The sequence below is a fragment of the Corallococcus macrosporus genome, assembly GCF_017302985.1.
GTDB lineage: Bacteria > Myxococcota > Myxococcia > Myxococcales > Myxococcaceae > Corallococcus > Corallococcus macrosporus_A.
The window spans coordinates 18306-35040 of record NZ_JAFIMU010000016.1; the positions used below are offsets into that span (position 1 = coordinate 18306).

General features: G+C 71.5%; 11 protein-coding genes. 3 read left to right on the plus strand and 8 right to left on the minus strand.

The features are described 5' to 3' along the window. Positions 1-68: 68 nt before the first annotated feature. The 5 genes from JYK02_RS36350 to JYK02_RS36370 all read right to left on the minus strand — a co-directional run bounded on the left by JYK02_RS36350 (position 69) and on the right by JYK02_RS36370 (position 10423). Positions 69-3773: a CARDB domain-containing protein gene (locus JYK02_RS36350; protein ID WP_207057554.1), complete on the minus strand. Its 3705-nt coding sequence runs from the start codon at positions 3771-3773 to the stop codon at positions 69-71. A 232-nt stretch (positions 3774-4005) separates the two neighbouring features. Continuing rightward, the gene (locus tag JYK02_RS36355; RefSeq protein WP_207057555.1) at positions 4006-6894 is read right to left on the minus strand and encodes a CARDB domain-containing protein; all 2889 of its coding nucleotides are present in this window, start codon (positions 6892-6894) and stop codon (positions 4006-4008) included. A 160-nt stretch (positions 6895-7054) separates the two neighbouring features. Further along, on the minus strand, positions 7055-8563 hold the full coding sequence (locus tag JYK02_RS36360) for an ATP-binding cassette domain-containing protein (protein WP_207057556.1): 1509 nt from the start codon (positions 8561-8563) through the stop codon (positions 7055-7057). Between the two features lie 280 nt (positions 8564-8843). Beyond that, entirely contained in the window at positions 8844-9935 is a 1092-nt protein-coding gene (locus tag JYK02_RS36365; protein WP_207057557.1) for an SPFH domain-containing protein, read from the minus strand. Beyond that, positions 9926-10423, minus strand: a complete 498-nt coding sequence (locus JYK02_RS36370) for an NfeD family protein (protein WP_207057558.1) — start codon at positions 10421-10423, stop codon at positions 9926-9928. Before JYK02_RS36370 ends, JYK02_RS36365 begins: the two co-directional genes overlap by 10 nt. A gap of 125 nt (positions 10424-10548) precedes the next feature. On the opposite strand from JYK02_RS36370, the gene JYK02_RS36375 reads away from it, so the two are divergent. Continuing rightward, on the plus strand, positions 10549-11391 hold the full coding sequence (locus JYK02_RS36375; RefSeq protein ID WP_207057559.1) for an alpha/beta fold hydrolase: 843 nt from the start codon (positions 10549-10551) through the stop codon (positions 11389-11391). Here JYK02_RS36375 and JYK02_RS36380 read toward each other — a convergent pair. From JYK02_RS36380 to JYK02_RS36390, 3 genes are all read right to left on the minus strand, one after another. Then, positions 11388-11669 carry a hypothetical protein gene (locus JYK02_RS36380; protein WP_207057560.1) on the minus strand — a complete coding sequence of 94 codons (282 nt, stop codon included), beginning with the start codon at positions 11667-11669 and terminating at the stop codon, positions 11388-11390. The two genes, JYK02_RS36375 and JYK02_RS36380, sit on opposite strands and share 4 nt — an antisense overlap. Positions 11670-11723: 54 nt before the next feature. Next, positions 11724-12026 carry a hypothetical protein gene (locus JYK02_RS36385; RefSeq protein WP_207057561.1) on the minus strand — a complete coding sequence of 101 codons (303 nt, stop codon included), beginning with the start codon at positions 12024-12026 and terminating at the stop codon, positions 11724-11726. Between the two features lie 156 nt (positions 12027-12182). After that, on the minus strand, positions 12183-12467 hold the full coding sequence (locus tag JYK02_RS36390; RefSeq protein ID WP_207057562.1) for a hypothetical protein: 285 nt from the start codon (positions 12465-12467) through the stop codon (positions 12183-12185). A 291-nt stretch (positions 12468-12758) separates the two neighbouring features. On the opposite strand from JYK02_RS36390, the gene JYK02_RS36395 reads away from it, so the two are divergent. Beyond that, the gene (locus JYK02_RS36395) at positions 12759-15773 is read left to right on the plus strand and encodes an error-prone DNA polymerase (protein ID WP_207057563.1); all 3015 of its coding nucleotides are present in this window, start codon (positions 12759-12761) and stop codon (positions 15771-15773) included. 159 nt (positions 15774-15932) lie between these two features. Next, a complete protein-coding gene (locus JYK02_RS36400) occupies positions 15933-16691 on the plus strand; it encodes a hypothetical protein (protein ID WP_347402663.1) in 759 nt (252 codons plus the stop codon). The last annotated feature ends 44 nt before the right edge of the window (positions 16692-16735 follow it).

The following is a 16735-nucleotide window of genomic DNA, read 5'->3' on the forward strand; positions in this document are numbered from 1 at the left end:
GGCCGGGCTGCGCGGGCAGCCCGGCCGGCGGACTCCGGATGCAAGTCGTTGCGGCGACGGCGTGCTGCCTACAAACGCAGGAAGGCGTTGTTGTCCTTGCGCAGCTCCGGGGCGTTCAGCAGCGCGACCGCCCCCAGGTAGAGGGGCGCTCCCGGCTGCGCCCCCGGCGGCGGGGTGGCGGTGACGGTGCCTTCCACCGTGGTGCACTCCGCCACGTCCAGGTTCGGGACCTGCAGCGTGGCCAGCCGCGACAGGGTGGGCGACGAGACGGGGTCCCCCTGGATGGCGGACTCCGGCAGCGTGGCCTGCGTGGAGAGCAGCAGCTCCACTCCATGGGACAGCGCGGGCACCGTGCCCTGGTTGCAGAGGGTGACGGGCACCTGCAGCTGCGCCCACGGCTGCACCTGGGCCGGCCCGCCCACGGCGGTGATGACGAGGTCCGGGGCCTGACCCACGCCGATGCGCGGACCGACGAGCGTGTTGTTGTCCTCGCGCACCTCCGTCAGCTGCTGGTGCCGGTCCACGCCAGCGCCCAGGTAGAACGTCTGGGTGCCCGCGGGTCCGACGCCCGCGCCGGAGATGAACGCGTTCACCGTCAACGTGACGCAGTCATGCGCCGCCAGGGACGGAAGGGCCACCTCTCCCAGCAGGTTCTCTGGCGGGATGGGCATGTTCGGGGGCGGCGGCGACAGCGTGGGCTGCGTCAGCAGGTACGCGTTCACCAGAGGCCCGCTCGTCACGGACTGGCTGCCCAGGTTGCAGACGGTGACGCCCAGCTCCAGCGGACCGGGCTGCGCGCTCGCGGGCCCCGTCACCGACGTGATGATCAGGTCCGGCCCGGTGCCAATGCCCAGCCGGCGTCCCGGGGAGACGTTGTTGTCCCGGCGCAGGTCCAGCTGACCCTGGTTCGGATCCACGACGGCGCTCAGGTACAGCAACGCGTCCGGGGCCACGCTCCAGGGGCGGTCCGCGCGCAACGTCACCGGCAGGTCCTGGCACTGGCCGGCCTGCAGCGGCGGCGCGTCCAACTGGCCCGCCAGGTACTGGTTCTGCGCGGGGAACGGGGCCCCCGGCGAGCCCTGCGGTGGCAGCGTCCAGTCCGCCTCCGGGGACACGACGAACACCACCGGGAGCATGTACGAGGCTTCGGTGCCCGCGTTGCAGAGGCGCGCGGTGGCGGTGAACGGCACGATGGGCGCGACGGTGTCCGGGAAGGTCAGCGAGGTGACCACCAGGTCCGGGGCCCGGCCCACACCCATCAGGCCCGCGACGAACGTGTTGTTGTCCTCACGCAGCTCCGGCAGGGTCACCATCGAGTCGACGATGGCGCCCAGGAACAGCGGCTGCTGCGCCGTGGCCTGCGTCGGCGGGACCGCCGTCGCGGTGAGGCCCTGCGTGAGGCAGGCCCCCTCGGCCAGCGCCGGCACGCTCACGGTTCCCACGAGCGACAGCGTGCCATCGGACGACGGCGCGCCGCCCTGCGCGGTGGGCGCCGGCAGGGTGTTGCCCATGCCCAGGTAGACGGCCACCTGCGAGGACGCGCCGGTCGGCTGCGTGCCCACGTTGCAGACGCGCACGTCGCTGGTGAACGACGCTCCGGACCGCACGCTGGCGGGCGCCTGGAGCTCGGTGATGACGAGGTCCGGCCCGTTGCCCAGGCCCACGGCGCCCACGGCGAGGCCGTTGTTGTCCACGCGCAGGTCCGAAGGGTAGTCCACCACCGCGCTCAGGTTCAGCGTGGAGGACAGGGGCAGGGGCCCCAGCTCCATCGGGCGCAGGGCGTTGAACGTCGCGCTCCGCGTGGAGCACTGGCCCGGCGTCAGCGTCGTGTTCGTGATGGCCCGGCCCTGGAGCGCGTACCCGGGAAGGGCGCTGTCGGGCTGCGCGGGGTTCAGCGTGGGCGGCGCCGCGTCCACGGAGAGGTACAGCGCCACCGCGTGCGAGGACGCGGGGCTGAGGCCCATGTTGCAGACGGTGTAGCTCGCGGTGAAGGCGTGGCCGTCGCGCAGGTTCGCGGGCGCCTTCACGTCGGTGACGACGAGGTCCGCGTCGAAGCCCAGGCCCATCAGGCCCTGCGTGAAGGTGTTGTTGTCCTCACGCAGCTCCGCGACGTTCCGGTTCGAGTCGATGATCGCGCCCAGGTACAGCGGCTGGCGCGGCTGCGCCTCCTGGGGTTGATTGGCGAAGGCGTCCACCGTCACCGCCTTGCACTGGCCGGCGGAGAGGAACGGCACGTCCACGTCCGCCACGGTGAGCTGGGTGCGCGAGTTGGACGGCGCGGGCTGCGCCGGGAACACCACCGCGCGCTCCGTGGCGAGGGTCAGCTGCATGCGGGCGGTGCCGCTCTGGGACGCGGTGCCCACGTTGCAGACCGTCGCCTCCGCGGAGAAGCGCACCCCCGGCGCGACGTTGGCCGGCGCCTTCAGCGACCGGACCACCAGGTCGGCGCCATTGCCCAGGCCCACCTGTCCCTTCACGAAGGTGTTGTTGTCCGTCCGCAGCTCCGGGACGAAGCGCGGCTGCTCCACGCGCGCGCCCAGGTGAAGCGGCGTGTTCGGCTGCCAGGAGGAGGGCGCGTACGCATGGCCCTGCGCGGACAGCGTGACGCACCGTCCGGCCTCGAGCGCTGTCGCGTCGAAGTGGGCGAGGGGGACCTCGGTCGCCAGGTCCGGTGACTGAGGCAGCGGCGTCAGCGAGGACCGGGTGGACAGGAGCACGTCCGCGCGCACCTCCGGCGCCCGGGCCGAGCCCACGTTGCACACCGTCACGGACACGGGCACCGAGGGGCCCTGCGGGAAGGTGGCGGGGCCCGTCACGTCGGTGACGACGAGGTCGGGGCCGTCACCCACGCCCAGCCATCCCGCGACGTGCGTGTTGTTGTCCTCGCGCAGCTCCGCGATGGACGGGGCGGGGTCCACGATGGCGCCCACGTACAGCGGCTGTCCGGGCGGGAGGGACACGGAGGGCAGCTGGGCGGTGGCCTGCGTGCGGACCAGGACGCAGCGGCCCGCATCGAGCGCCGGCACCTGGGCCTCGCCCACCCGCGCCTGCGTGGAGGGCGGCGTCCCGGGCGCTGGCGCGTCCAGGGTGGCCTGCGAGGAGATGACGACCGCCGCCTGCGTCGGAGGCGACGAGGCCGTCCCCGTGTTGCAGACGCGCACGTCCGCGATGAAGGACGCGTCCTGCCGCACGCCGGGCGGCGTCTTCACCCCGGTGACCACGAGGTCGGGCGCCTGGCCCACGCCCATCAGGCCGCGGACGAAGCCGTTGTTCGCCTCGTTCAGCTCCGCCACCGACTGCCGGGTGTCGATGCTGGCGCCCAGGTGGAAGGCGCCGGGAACCAGGGCCCCGGGAGGCGGCTCCGGGTACGCGGTGAGCGTCCGCGTGACGCACTGCTGGGCCTCCACCAGCCCCACATCGATTTCGCCCACGGTCCTCTGCTGCGGCAGGGGAGGCGCGCCGGGCGCGGGCACCTGCTGCGTGGCGGTGGTGGACAGGTACACCTGCAGGAGGTTGGGCCCCTGCTGGGGATACGCGCGCTCCGAGCCCGTGTTGCAGACCGTCGCGGTGACGGAGAACGGCTCCCCGGGGCGGGCGGCGTCGGGTGCGCGCAGCTCGGTGATGATCAGATCCGCGCCCTGCTCCAGCGCGTGCCCCTGACTCCGGATGACGGCCGCGTCGGACGACGCGCCTTCACTTCCGCAGCCGGTAACGACGAGCGTGCCCGCGATGAGCAGACACGCGTGTCTCCATGACGGCGTGAGCCGTGGCATGTGATTCTCCTGATGGGATTGTGGGATTCAGCATCCCCACGCGCGCTGGCCGCCGGGCCCGGTTCAACGTCGCGGGGACCTCCAGAGGAATCCCTCAACGGCGCGAAGCCGGTGAAATTCAAACCACTCGCGACGAAGCCCTGCCCCTGAAAGACAAACGCCGGCCGGGGTGTGGGTGCACCCCCGGCCGGCAATTCCATACCAAGGAATTGGGAATTCCCTGGCGGGAGGCCTACTGCGCCTGGCTGATGGGGCTGGCCCGCGTCAGCGCGTTGTTGTCCTCACGCAGCTCCATCAGCGAGTTCGGCGCGTCGACGAGGGCCCCCACGTAGAGGGGCTGTCCGGTCGTGGCCGCGGAAGGACGGATCACGGCCCCCTCGAGCGACAGCGTGACGCACTGGCCCACGGACAGCGCGGGCACCATGGCGCCGCGCACCGGGACCTGGACCTGCGTGTACGGGAACTGGCCCTGCGCGGGGGTGAAGAGGGACGTCTCCGTGGAGATGAACAGGTCCAGCGGCACGGAGCCGTACATCGCCACGTTGCCCTCGTTGCAGACCTGCACCTGCGCGGTGAAGGAGGCGTTCTGCGGCAGGGCCGCGGGCGCCGTCACGGAGCGGATGACCAGGTCCGGGCCGCTGCCCGTGACGAGCTTCGACGTCACGCGGGTGTTGTTGTCCTCGCGCAGCTCCACCACCTGGTTGGAGGCGTCCACGCGGGCCCCCAGGAAGAGGGGGCTGGCGGGGTCCGCGTAGGGCGGCGGGTACGTGGAGCCGCTCACGGGCACCGTCATGCACTGGCCCGTGGGGAGCGGCGGCAGGCTCACCATCCCGACCGGGGCCTCGGAGGGCGCGACGGGCGGGAACTGCGAGGACAGCGTCTCTTCCGGCGTCAGGACGCCCATCACCTGCGAGGGCCCGGCCGAGGCGGTCCCCACGTTGCAGACCGTCACGTTCAGGGTGATGGGGCTGCCGGGGGTGGCGCTCGACGGGCCGCTGACGTCCTTCACCACCAGGTCCGGGCCATTGCCCACGCTGACGGGGCCCTCGGCGACGCGCAGGTTGTTGTCCTCGCGCAGCTCCACCTGCTGCTGGTTCACGTCCGCCAGGGCCACCAGGTACAGCGGCTGCGCCGGCCTGGCCTCGGGCGGGACGGCGGCATACACCGTCTTCGGGTACAGCACGCACGCACCCGCGGGCAGCGACCCCACCTCCACCGTGCCCACCTGCATCTGGGACGGCGGCGGGGGGCCCTGGGTGGGCGGCACCGCCGTGGGCGTGGTGGACAGGAAGAGGCCCACCGTGGAGGGCGGCGCGGACTGGGTGCCGTCGTTGCAGATGTTCACGTCCGTCCACAGCGAGCCGCCGGGCTGGATGCTCGCGGGGGCCGTCAGCGTGCGCACGACGAGGTCCGGGCCGTATCCCAGGCCGATGCGGGCCAGGGGCGACACGTTGTTGTCCTCGCGCAGCTCCTGGAGCGACGCCATCGGGTCCACGATGGCGCCCACGTACAGCTCCGGGTTCGGCATGACCGTGCCGGCCGGGACGTTGGCGTAGCCACTCACCAGGCGCGTCACGCACTCCCGCGGCTCCAGCGCCGGCACGCCGAGGGAACCCAGCGGCAGGCGGGACATGGGCGGAGGGCCGGCCACGACGCTCAGCGACGGCTCATTCGTGACGTAGACCTCCAGGGGCACGTCGGGGGACCGGACCGTGCCCACGTTGCACACCTTCGCGGTCGCCGTGACGGGCTGGCCGGGCTGCGCGTTGGCGGGGACGCTCACCGAGACGACGGTGAGGTCGGGCCGCACGCCCACGCCCATCAGCGTGTCCGCGCGGGTGTTGTTGTCCTCGCGCAGCTCCTGCACGGTGCGAGGCAGGTCCACGATGGCGCCCAGGTACAGGGGCGCGTCATAGGGGCTCGAGGGCGGGCGGTTGGCGAAGCCCTGCGCCGTGCGGGTGGCGCACTGGCCCACGGCCAGCGGCGGTGCGCTGAAGGTCGCCACCGGCGCCTCCGTGGTGGGCCGGGGCGCCGGGGCCGGGGCCGCCAGCGATGGCACCGACGAGAGGACCACGTTGATGTCCGCCGGGTTCGCGGACGCGGTGCCCGTGTTGCAGACGGTCACGGTCGCGGTGAAGGGGTCGCCCTGGCGCACGCTCGCGGGGCCCGTCACGGAGCGGACGGTCAGGTCCGGGGCGTTGCCCACGCCCACCAGGCCCTGCACGAACGCGTTGTTGTCCTCGCGCAGCTCCGCCGTGTTCTTCCACGCATCCGCGATGGCGCCCAGGTACAGCGGCTGGTTGGGCATCGCGGCGGGCGGCGGATAGGCGGAGCCGGAGAACGGAATCGCGCGGCACTGGCCCGCGGCCAGGGTGCCCAGGGGCACCGCCGCGACCACGGACTGCGTGGTGGGCGGCGGGCCGGAGGACGCCGGCATCGTCAATCCGTTCACCGTGGACAGGTACACCTCCACGGCGCTCCCGGAGGTGGTCTCCGTGCCCACGTTGCAGACCGTCGCGGACGCGGTGAAGGGCTGACCCGGCGTCAGGCTGGCCGGCGCGTCCACCCGGGTGACGACCAGGTCCGGCTGGTAGCCCACGCCCATCAGGCCGCGGACGAAGCCGTTGTTGGTCTCGTCCGACTCCGACACCGTCTTCTGCGTGTCCACGATGGCGCCCAGGTAGTAGGCGGCGTTGCCCGGGAAGCCCGCCGGCGGGCTGACGGGGAAGGTCAGCGAGCGGGTGACGCACTGGCCCGCGTACACCGCGCTCACGTCCGTCTGGCCCTGGGTGAGCTGGGCGGTGGGGGGCGGCACCGCGCCCGAGGGCACCTGCTGCGTGGGGGTGGTGGACAGGTACACCTGGAGCAGCGAGTTGCCGTAGATGTTCTGGTCACCGACGTTGCAGACCTTCGCGGTGACGGTGATGGGCTGACCGGGCGTCGCGCTGTCCGGGGCCCGCAGCTCCGTGATGCGCAGGTCCGGCCCGGGCACGAGCGCGCTGGCCTGCTGCTGGAGCGCGGGCGCTTCCTCCTGCACGGAACCGTCCGTGCAACCGGTGAGCGCGAGCGCGCCCGTGATGAAGAGACACGAATGCCGCCATGGCGGCGTACGCCGAGACATACGGACTCCTGGGGTGGGATGCGTAGGAGACGATACAGGCCCGGTGTGACAGCCACCGGGCCCGCACCTGTCTTCTAGGAGTGCAGCCCTGGCCTTGAAAACATGTATCAGCCGCCTCCCAGCAGACTCTGTCTTCAGTCCGCCCCGGCGGCCCGGTGGCTCACTCCACCTCCACGCGTCCGTTCGCCACGAGCCACCGCGTGGTGGTGCACGCGCGGGCGAAGGGCGCGTCGTGGGTGACGAGCAGCAGCGCGCCGGGGTATTCGCTGAGCGCCGCCTCCAGCCGCTCGATGGACGGCAGGTCCAGGTGGTTGGTGGGCTCGTCCAGCACCAGGGCCCAGGCGTGCTGGCCCAGGCCGCGCGCGATGGCCAGCTTGCGCGCCTCGCCCGGCGACGGCTGTCCGGACGCGAGCAGCCGGTGTGGATCCACGCCCAGCGCGGCCACCAGGGACATCACCCGGCCGCGCTCCTCCGGAGGCAGCTCGCGCACCGCGGTCAGCATGGCGCGCGTCTCCTCCTCGCCCAGGTCCTGCGGCAGGTACAGGAGCTTGTCGCGGGGCACGCGTGACTGCTCCAGCAGGGCCTTCAGGAGCGTCGTCTTGCCGGCGCCGTTGGGGCCCTCGATGCGGATGCGCGCCTCGCGGCCCACGTCCAGGCGCGTGGGGCCCAGCACCTCCACGTCGCCGGCCTTCAGGCCCGGCGTGTCGAACGTGAAGAGGAACGGGTTGGGGGAGCGCACGTAGTCCACGAACACGGAGCGGCCCACCGTCTTGTCCACGGTGAAGGTGCCCACCTGTGCCTCGGCGCGCTCCAGCTCGCGGCGCTTCACGGTGACCTGGTGGCCCAGCCGGGACTCGGCCCAACTGGCCAGCGTGGATGGGCCCAGGCCGCGCGCGTCGCTGTCGTACTTGTTGCGCATCCGCCGGCTGGTGCTGCGCGACAGGGTGGCGCCCTGGTGCTCGCGCCGGGCCCTGTCCAGGAGCTGCGCGGCGCGGTCGCGCTCCGCCTTGGACTGCTGGTGGGCGGCGACCTCGGACTCGCGCTCCGCCTCCCAGTGGCCCTTCGCGGCGGAGTAGGCGCCCGGGTACAGGTGCGCCTCGCCGCCGTGCACGCGCAGCGTGGCGTGGGTGAGCGTCTCCAGCAGCTCACGGTCGTGGGACACGACGACGCCCACGCCCCGGAAGCGGCGCAGCGCGGCCACCAGCCACGAGCGCGCCTCCGCGTCCAGGTGGTTGGTGGGTTCATCCAGCAGCAGCACGTCCGGCTCGCGGGCGAGCGCCGCGCCCACCTGCCAGCGCTTGCGCTCCCCTGGAGACAGCGTGGGCCAGCGCTCCAGCGCGGTGACGTCCAGGCCCAGTTGTCCCTGGAGCCTGCGCGCCAGCGCGTCCCAGGCGTCCGCGAACGCGGTGATGTCGGGCGTGAGCACCTCCACGCCCTGCGGACACAGGCACACCAGGGGCGAGTCCGGCTCGAACTGGAGCTGCCCGGACGTGGGCGTCAGCTCGCCGGACAAGAGGCGCAGCAGGGTGGACTTGCCGGCGCCGTTGGGGCCGACGAGGCCCGTCCAGCCCGGGGCGAGGTGGAACTCCACGTCGGTGAGGACGGGGATGGCATCGGTGAACGAAAAGCAGACGTCGTGCGCGCGCACGGAAGAGGAGGACGAGGGCATGTTGAAGCGACTCCTGAAACCGGAAGCCAGCGCACACGCCCATCAGGACGCGCGGCGGCGGGGTACAGCCAGGGACCGGGGTTTCAGGCGTACAGCTTCAAGGGTCAGCGAACCTCGTTCAGGGGAAGACCTCTGACATCTCCCCGCGTGGACTGCCGGTGCTTCAGGTGGAGCATGCGGCGCGGCCCGGGCGGAAGCAAGGCCCGGTGGGCGGCCGTGACACGGGCACCGACGGGACAACGCCGGTGCCCTGACAACGATTCCCCCGAAGGGGCGCCGGCTACTCGTCCGACGGCGGCGGCTGCACCCGGCGGGTGGCCGGGAGGGTGGCGTTCGCGGCGGCGTTGCGGGCCAGGGCCTGGGCGCTCATCGCGGCGGCGGACGGCGCGCGGGCGGGGAGCCGGGGCGCTTCCGGCGCGGCGGCGGCCGGGGCCTCGTTGGCGAAGACCTCCTTCAGCATGGCGATGGAGCCCAGCGCGGTGGTGGCCTCGTAGGGGACGAACATCTTGTTGTCGCCCTTGCCCAGCTCCTGGAGGGTCTCCAGGTAGCGCAGCGCGAGCACCTCCGGCGTGGCGCGGCCGGTGTGGATGGCCTCGAAGGTGAGGCGGGTGGCCTCGGCCTTGCCCTCGGCCTCCAGCATGACGGCGCGCTTGTGGCCCTCCGCGCGGGCGATCTCCGCGTCGCGCTCGGCCTCCGCGCGCAGGATGCGGGAGATCTTCTCGCCTTCCGCCTGGAGGATGGCGGCGGCCTTGTCGCCCTCGGCCTTGGTGACCTCCGCGCGGCGCTCGCGCTCGGCGGTCATCTGCTTGGCCATGGCGGACTTGATGGCCTGGGGCGGTTCGATCTCGCGCAGCTCCACGCGCGTCACCTTCACGCCCCACTTCTCCGTGGCCTCGTCCAGCACCATGCGCAGCTTGGTGTTGACCGTCTCGCGGCTGGTGAGCGTCTGATCCAGCGTGAGGCCGCCCATGACGTTGCGCAGGTTCGTCATGGTGAGCTGCTCGATGGCGAGCGCCAGGTTCTCCACCTGGTAGAGCGCGCGGCTGGGGTCGACGATCTGGTAGTAGATGACCGAGCCGACCTCCATGTTGACGTTGTCATGGGTGATGACCTGGACGGTCTCGAAGCCCATGACCTGCTCGCGCAGGTCCACCAGCGTGTTGCGCGTGAAGCGGTTGCCGGCGCGCATCTCCATGGCGCGCGGGCTGTCCATGAAGGGGATGAGGATGTTGAGGCCGCTGGAGGCCACGCGGTGGAACTTCCCCAGGCGCTCCACGACCATCACCTTGGCCTGGGGGACGATGCGCACCCCGGTGACCATCGCGAACACGACGGCGGCGGCCAGGAACAGCAGAACAATGGTCAGTCCCATCCTACGTTCTCCTTCTTCTGCCGCGCCGGTCGCAGCGCGACTTCGTGGGACGCCGACGGGCGTCGCACCCACAACTTGAGGCCTTCGATCTGCTCCACGGTGACGCGCTCGCCCTCGGGCAGGGGCCCGGACAGGGAGCGCGCCATCCACAGCTCGCCGTTGATGCGCACGGTGCCCCCGTGCCCGTCCACCAGCGCCTCCATCACCACGGCCTCCTGGCCCAGCATCGCCTCCGCGCCCGTCTTCAAGTGCACGGCGTCCCGCATGAAAACGTTCTTGAAGAGGGTGCGGGACGCGCCGAACAGGGCGGCGGACACCAGGGTGAAGACGAGGAGCTGGCTGTTGATGCCCAGGCCGGCCCCGGCCATCAGGGACGCCATCAGCGCGCCCACGGCGAACCAGAGCGTCACGAAGCCGGAGAGCTTGATCTCCATCGCCCCCAGGACGATCGCGGCAATCAGCCAGAGCTGCCAGGCGGTGGGGTCCATGGGGTCCTTGTTTGGCAGCCGCTTCAGCCGCCTGTCAAACCGGTCGGCCGGCCTCAGGAATCAATCCGGAAGGAGGGAGGGTTCCGGGCAAGGCCTTAAGAGGGCCAGAGCCAGGGGAAAAGCCGATGCCATACCTGTCCATCCGTGGGGCTCGACTGTACTACGAGGACACCGGGGGGAGTGGAGAGCCGGTCCTCTTCAGCCACGGGCTGCTCTGGGACTCCCGCCTGTTCCACAGGCAGGTGGAGGCCCTGCGGGGCCACTACCGTTGCATTGTGTACGACCACCGGGGCCAGGGGCTGAGCGAGGCCCCGCCTGGTGACTCGGTCATCGGCCTGCGCACGGTGTACGAGGACGCGGTGGCGGTCATCCAGGCGCTGGGCCTGGCGCCGGTCCACTTCGTGGGCCAGTCCATGGGGGGCTTCGTGGGCCTGAGGGTCGCCGCGCGGCACCCGGAGCTCCTGCGCTCGCTGTCGCTCCTGGATTCGTCCGCCGCGGCGGAGCTGCCGCTGACGCTGGCGCGCTACCGGCTCTTGACGGCGCTCACGCACTGGCTGGGCTTGCGGCCGGTGGTGGACCGGATCATGTCGCTCTACTTCGGGCGCACGTTCATGCGGGATCCGGACCGGACCGCGGAGCGGGCGTTGTTGCGCCAGCAGTTGGTGGCGAACCCGCGCGCGGTGTGGCGCGCGATGCAGGGGGTCATCCACCGCCGCAGCGTGGAGGGAGAGCTGCACCGCATCGTGACGCCCACGCTGGTGCTGGTGGGGGACGAGGACGCGGTGACGGTGCCGGAGGTGGCGGAGCGGCTGCACCAGCGCATCCGGGGCGCGCGGCTCAAACGGCTGCCCTGCGGCGGGCACATGTGCATCCTGGAACAACCCCAGGCGGTGAACGTCGCGCTGGGAGACTTCCTGGAGGAGGTGGAGCGCACCTCGCTCCAGGAAGAGGTGCTGGCGGTGGGCTAGCCCCGGGCCTCGGGCTCGCGGCAGACGGCCTCGGAAGCGTCCTCCTCGGCCTGCGAGGACTGCACGGAGGCCTGCGGCTCGGACGGAGCGACCGGCGAGGCGCCCACGCAGACGCCGTAGTCACCGCAGGTGATGATGTGGCCGGCCTCCAGACAGAGGGTGGCGCACTGCTGCGTTTCACACCAGGCGTTGGTGCAGTCCGGCGGACGCGCGCTGGCGGTCATCGGCGCGAGGAGGAGGGCGGGGGCCAGGAGCAGGGAGCGGCGGAGCAGGTTCATGATGGACCTCGGGTTGAAGTGGCACTGCTGGGAATGAGTGACCGCGATGGGTGATCAGCCCTGGGCCTGCTCGACGGGGGCGTGGCAGACGAGCTCCGCGTCATCGGTCTCGACCTGGGTGGACTCGGGCTGCACGGAGGACTGCGGCTGGGACGGCGGCGCCACCATGCCGTCGCAGAGGCCGGCCTCTCCGCAGGTGATGATGGTCCGGTCGAAGTCCCAGCACGGGGTGTTGCACGTCGTCCCGAACGTGCACTTCGCGTCACAGTAGGGGAAGGCGGGAGCCCCGGCGCTGGCGGACAGCGGCGCGAGGAGGAGGGCGGGGACCAGGAGCAGGGAGCGGCGGAGCAGGTTCATGGCGTATCTCGGGTGGGAGTGGCACCACTGCGGCTCAAAGGCGGTCCGGACACAGGGACCGCCGAGCGCATGTTCTCCCGGAACCCAATGACAGATCAAAACCTCATTCCTGGAGTCGGTGAAGACACCGCTCCAGGAATGAGGGACCGCGATGGCTCAGCCCTGGGCCTGCTCGACGGGGGCGCGGCAGACGGCCTCCGACGCATCGTCGGTCTGCGCGGGCTGCTGCGCGGACGCCTGCGGCTCGGAGGGCGCGGCGGGGAGCGCGCCCGTGCAGACGCCGTACTCACCGCAGGTGGTCCTGACGCCGCCGTCGGTGCAGAGCCAGTCGCAGGAGCCGGTAGGCCGGCACGCGAAGTCACAGGGGTTGGGCGCGGCCACCGCGGCCAGCGGGAGGAAGAGACCAACGGCACCGGCGAGAAGGGTCTTGGAGAGCTTCATGGTGGAACTCCTGTCTGTATGGGTTGAGCGGCGTCCAGCAGGAAATCATACGAAAGCCAATCGCCGTTTGGGTCGTGAATGGCTTAAAAACAGCTCACAACCAGGAGGAACATAAATATCCGATAGAGCGGGATATACTGACGCAGCGCAGCGCTCGAATGACAAATCAAACCTGGATGGTGACGGACGTCTGTCTTCAGCCCGCCGTCTGGCCCAACCCATGAAGTCGCCCTCCTGCTGAACGTCGATCCAATCTAGCGCCTGAACGTCCGCTCAGTATCCTGATCAGGCGTGAGCTACGCCGAGCTGGTGTGCCGGTCCCACTTCTCCTTCCTGCACGGCGCCTCCCACCCGGAGGAGCTGGTGGCCACCGCGGCGCGGCTGGGGCTGTCCGCGCTGGCGCTGACGGACCGGGACGGGCTCTACGGTGTCGTGAAGGCGCACCTCGCGGCGAAGGAGCACGGCGTGAAGCTGCTCCTGGGCGCGGAGCTGACCCTGGAGGACGGCCCCCCGGTGGTCGTGTACGCGCGGAACGCGGAGGGCTACGCGAACCTGTGCCGGCTGGTGTCCCACGGCCGGATGACGCACCCCAAGGGCGAGGCGGGCCTGCCCTGGCGCAAGGTGGCCGAGCACGCGTCGGGGCTGCTCGCGCTGTTGCCGGGCCCCGCGTCGCTGGAGGCGGTGGCGCCGCTGGCGGAGGCGTTCCCGGGGGGCTTCCACGTGGGCCTGAGCCGCTCGCTGTCGGCGGGAGACGCGGTCCGGGAGGCGCGAGCGGAGGCCCTGGCCCGCGCGCTGGGCGTGCCGCTGGTGGTGCACAACGACGTGCACACGCACCACCGCGACCGGCAGCCTTTGCAGGACGTGCTCACGTCCATCCGCCACGGGGTGACGGTGGATCAGGCGGGCACGCGGCTGTTCCCCAACGCGGAGCGGACGCTGAAGTCCCCCGCGGACATGGCGCGGCTGTTCGCGGACCGTCCGGAGGCGCTCGCGCGCACGGTGGAGCTGGCGTCGCGCTGCGATGCCACCCTGGAGGCGCTGCACTACCGCTTCCCGGAGGAGGACCTGCCGGAGGGGCGCACGGCGGATCAACACCTGCGGGTGCTCACGGAGGCGGGGCTGCGCACGCGCTATCCGGGAGGCGTGCCGCCGGCGGTGACGAAGCAGATCGACCACGAGCTGCGGCTCATCGCGGCGCTGGACTTCGCGGGGTACTTCCTGTCGCTCTGGGACATCGTGATGTTCGCGCGGGGGCGCGGCATCCTGTGCCAGGGGCGGGGCAGCGCGGCGAACTCGGCGGTCTGCTACGCGCTGGGCATCACCGCCATTGATCCGGTGCGCATGGGGCTCTTGTTCGAGCGCTTCCTCAGCATGGAGCGCAAGGAGCCGCCGGACATCGACGTGGACTTCGAGCACGAGCGGCGCGAGGAGGTCCTCCAGTACGTCTACGAGAAGCACGGCCGGCGCCACGCGGGCATGGTGTGCGAAGTGATTTGCTACCGGGGGCGGCTCGCGCTGCGCGAGGCGGGCAAGGCGCTGGGGCTGTCGTTGGATCAGGTGGACCGGCTGTCGCGCGTCGCCTCGGCGCACGGCTTCCAGGTGACGCCGGACGTGCTCCTGGAGGCGGGGCTGTCCCCGACGGACGGGCGCGTGCTGCGGACGCTGTCGGTGGCCAGGGAGCTGGAGGGCGTGCCCCGGCACCTGTCCATCCACGTGGGCGGCTTCGTGATGACGCGCGAGCCGCTGGTGGACCTGGTGCCGGTGGAGAACGCGTCGATGCCCGGGCGCACGGTCATCCAGTGGGAGAAGGACGACATCAACGCGGTGGGGCTGCTGAAGGTGGACCTGCTGGCGCTGGGCATGTTGACGGCGCTGTCGCGGTGCTTCGCGTTGATCCACAAGCACTCCGGCCGCGAGCTGTCATTGGCCACGGTGCCGCCGGAGGACCCGAAGGTCTACGACATGCTGTGCGAGGCGGACACGGTGGGCGTGTTCCAGATTGAGAGCCGCGCGCAGATGAACATGCTGCCCCGGCTGCGGCCCCGCGAGTTCTACGACCTGGTGGTGCAGATCGCCCTCATCCGGCCGGGCCCCATCGTGGGCAACATGGTGCACCCCTACCTGCGCCGGCGGCACGGCCAGGAGCCGGTGACGTACCCCAGCGAGGACGTGCGCGGCATCCTCCAGAAGACGCTGGGCGTGCCGCTCTTCCAGGAGCAGGCGATGCGGCTCGCGATGGTGGCGGCGGGCTTCAGCGCGGGGGAGGCGGACGGCCTGCGGCGGGCGCTGAGCCACAAGCAGGCGGAGGCGCGCATCCTCCCGTACCGGGGCCGCTTCGTGGAGGGCTGCGAGGCGCGCGGCTACTCGCGGCAGCAGGCGGAGGAGTGGTTCGACCACTTCCGGGGGTTCGCGCACTACGGCTTCCCGGAGAGCCACTCCGCGAGCTTCGCGTTGATTGCCTATGCGTCCAGCTGGCTGAAGTGCCACTACCCGGCGGCCTTCACCGCGGCGCTGCTCAACTCACAGCCCATGGGCTTCTACGCGCCGCACACGCTGGTGGCGGACGTGCAGCGGCACGGCGTGGAGGTGCGGCCGGTGGACGTGCGCCGCTCGAGCTGGGACTGCACGTTGGAGGACGGGGCCATCCGGCTGGGCCTGCGGATGGTGCGGGGGCTGGGCGAGTCCGCGGGCCGGGCGGTGGAGGCCGCGAGGCGGGGGGACTACACGAGCGTGGGAGACCTGGCGCGGCGGGCGCGCATCCCCCGGCATGAGCTGACGCGGCTGGCGCTGTCAGGGGCGCTGGCGTCGCTGTGCGGGGCGCGGAGGCAGGCGCTGTGGGAGATCCAGGCGCTGGGGCCGCTGGACGCGGACGACCTGTTCTTCGGCATGCCCATGGACGGCACGTCGGTGGAACTGCCGCCCATGGGCGTCCAGGAGCGCGTGGTGGCGGACTACGACACGGTGGGGCTGTCGCTGGAGAAGCACCCGCTGGAGCTGTTGCGGCCCACGCTGAAGCGGATGGGGGCGGTGACGGCGGAGGGGCTGAAGCGGGTGTCGGCGGGGCGGCGGGTGAAGGTGGGAGGGATGATGATCTGCCGGCAGATGCCGCCCACGGCGAAGGGGATCTGCTTCATCTCGCTGGAGGACGAGACGGGGATCGCGAACCTGGTGGTGCCCTCGGAGGTGTATGCGCGGTGCAGGCAGGAGATCCACGGCGCGCTGTTCCTCGTGGGAGAGGGGATGCTGGAGCGCTCGGGGAAGGTGACGAACGTGAAGACTCGCAGCGTGGTGTCCGTGCGGCAGTGAAGCGGAGGAACAACTCGCTACATCTGCACGTCTGTTCCCGGGATCCGCTGATAGGGTGGCGGCAAGACCCGGGGGGGCATGGAACAACCCGTATTGCTGGCGATATAGGTTGCGTCCGTCCGGAGTGTAGTAGCGTGGATCAGAACGGGAGGGTTCTCAGTGCGCAACAGTCTTCGGTGGTTGGGGTCGCTGCTCGATCGCGTGGGCCTGACGGAAGTGGTGGAGGAGGCAAGCGATTGGGTGCGGTACTACGCGCAGGGGAAGCCGCCCGTGAGCGAGCCCGCCGCGACCCGTGTCTCCCGCCCGGTGCACTCGGAGCCCCCGCGCGCGTCGGTGCATGAGGTGATCGAGTCCCTGCGCAACGCGATGCCGGAGCGCCAGGTGGACGCGACGGTGGTGGAGATCCCCTTCGAGGGCCGCATGGAGCTGGCGCAGGCGGCCCGCCGCAAGACGGCGCCGAAGGCGAAGAAGGCCGCGGGCAAGAAGAGCGCGGCCGCCAAGAAGGCCCCGGCCGCGAAGAAGGCGGCGCCCGCGAAGAAGAAGAGCGCGGCGAAGAAGGCCCCCGCCGCGAAGAAGTCGGCCGCGTCCGGCGCCGCGAGCGAGGACGCGGTGTCGGTGCTGGAAGCCGCGCTGCGAGGCCACGCGCGCCAGAAGGACCTGGTCTCCGCCGGCAAGGAGAAGGACCAGTTGCTGCGCTCGCTGATCCCGCTCTACCTGGCGAAGGCGCTGGACGTGGAGGTGACGTCCGGAACGACGTCGCGCTTCTGGAGCGGGCTGGGCGTGACGTACGCCGCCCCGAACGCCGCCAAGGCCCTGCGCCTGCACGCCGGCTACGCCCAGGACAGCAAGAAGGGCAAGGCCATCACCGCCAAGGGCATCCGCTACGTGGAAGACGCCCTCAAGCAGGCCGCGAAGTAGAGACTGCCGGGCCAGCTGCCGCGTCTTGTGCAATCCAGACGCGG

Bases quoted from the DNA above. Each gene is read 5' to 3' on its own strand.
- JYK02_RS36355 (WP_207057555.1), bottom strand. From the start codon at position 6,894: ATGTCTCGGCGTACGCCGCCATGGCGGCATTCGTGTCTCTTCATCACG.
- JYK02_RS36380 (WP_207057560.1), bottom strand. From the start codon at position 11,669: ATGAACCTGCTCCGCCGCTCCCTGCTCCTGGCCCCCGCCCTCCTCCTC.
- JYK02_RS36360 (WP_207057556.1), bottom strand. From the start codon at position 8,563: ATGCCCTCGTCCTCCTCTTCCGTGCGCGCGCACGACGTCTGCTTTTCG.
- JYK02_RS36375 (WP_207057559.1), top strand. From the start codon at position 10,549: ATGCCATACCTGTCCATCCGTGGGGCTCGACTGTACTACGAGGACACC.
- JYK02_RS36365 (WP_207057557.1), bottom strand. From the start codon at position 9,935: ATGGGACTGACCATTGTTCTGCTGTTCCTGGCCGCCGCCGTCGTGTTC.
- JYK02_RS36370 (WP_207057558.1), bottom strand. From the start codon at position 10,423: ATGGACCCCACCGCCTGGCAGCTCTGGCTGATTGCCGCGATCGTCCTG.
- JYK02_RS36350 (WP_207057554.1), bottom strand. From the start codon at position 3,773: ATGCCACGGCTCACGCCGTCATGGAGACACGCGTGTCTGCTCATCGCG.
- JYK02_RS36390 (WP_207057562.1), bottom strand. From the start codon at position 12,467: ATGAAGCTCTCCAAGACCCTTCTCGCCGGTGCCGTTGGTCTCTTCCTC.
- JYK02_RS36385 (WP_207057561.1), bottom strand. From the start codon at position 12,026: ATGAACCTGCTCCGCCGCTCCCTGCTCCTGGTCCCCGCCCTCCTCCTC.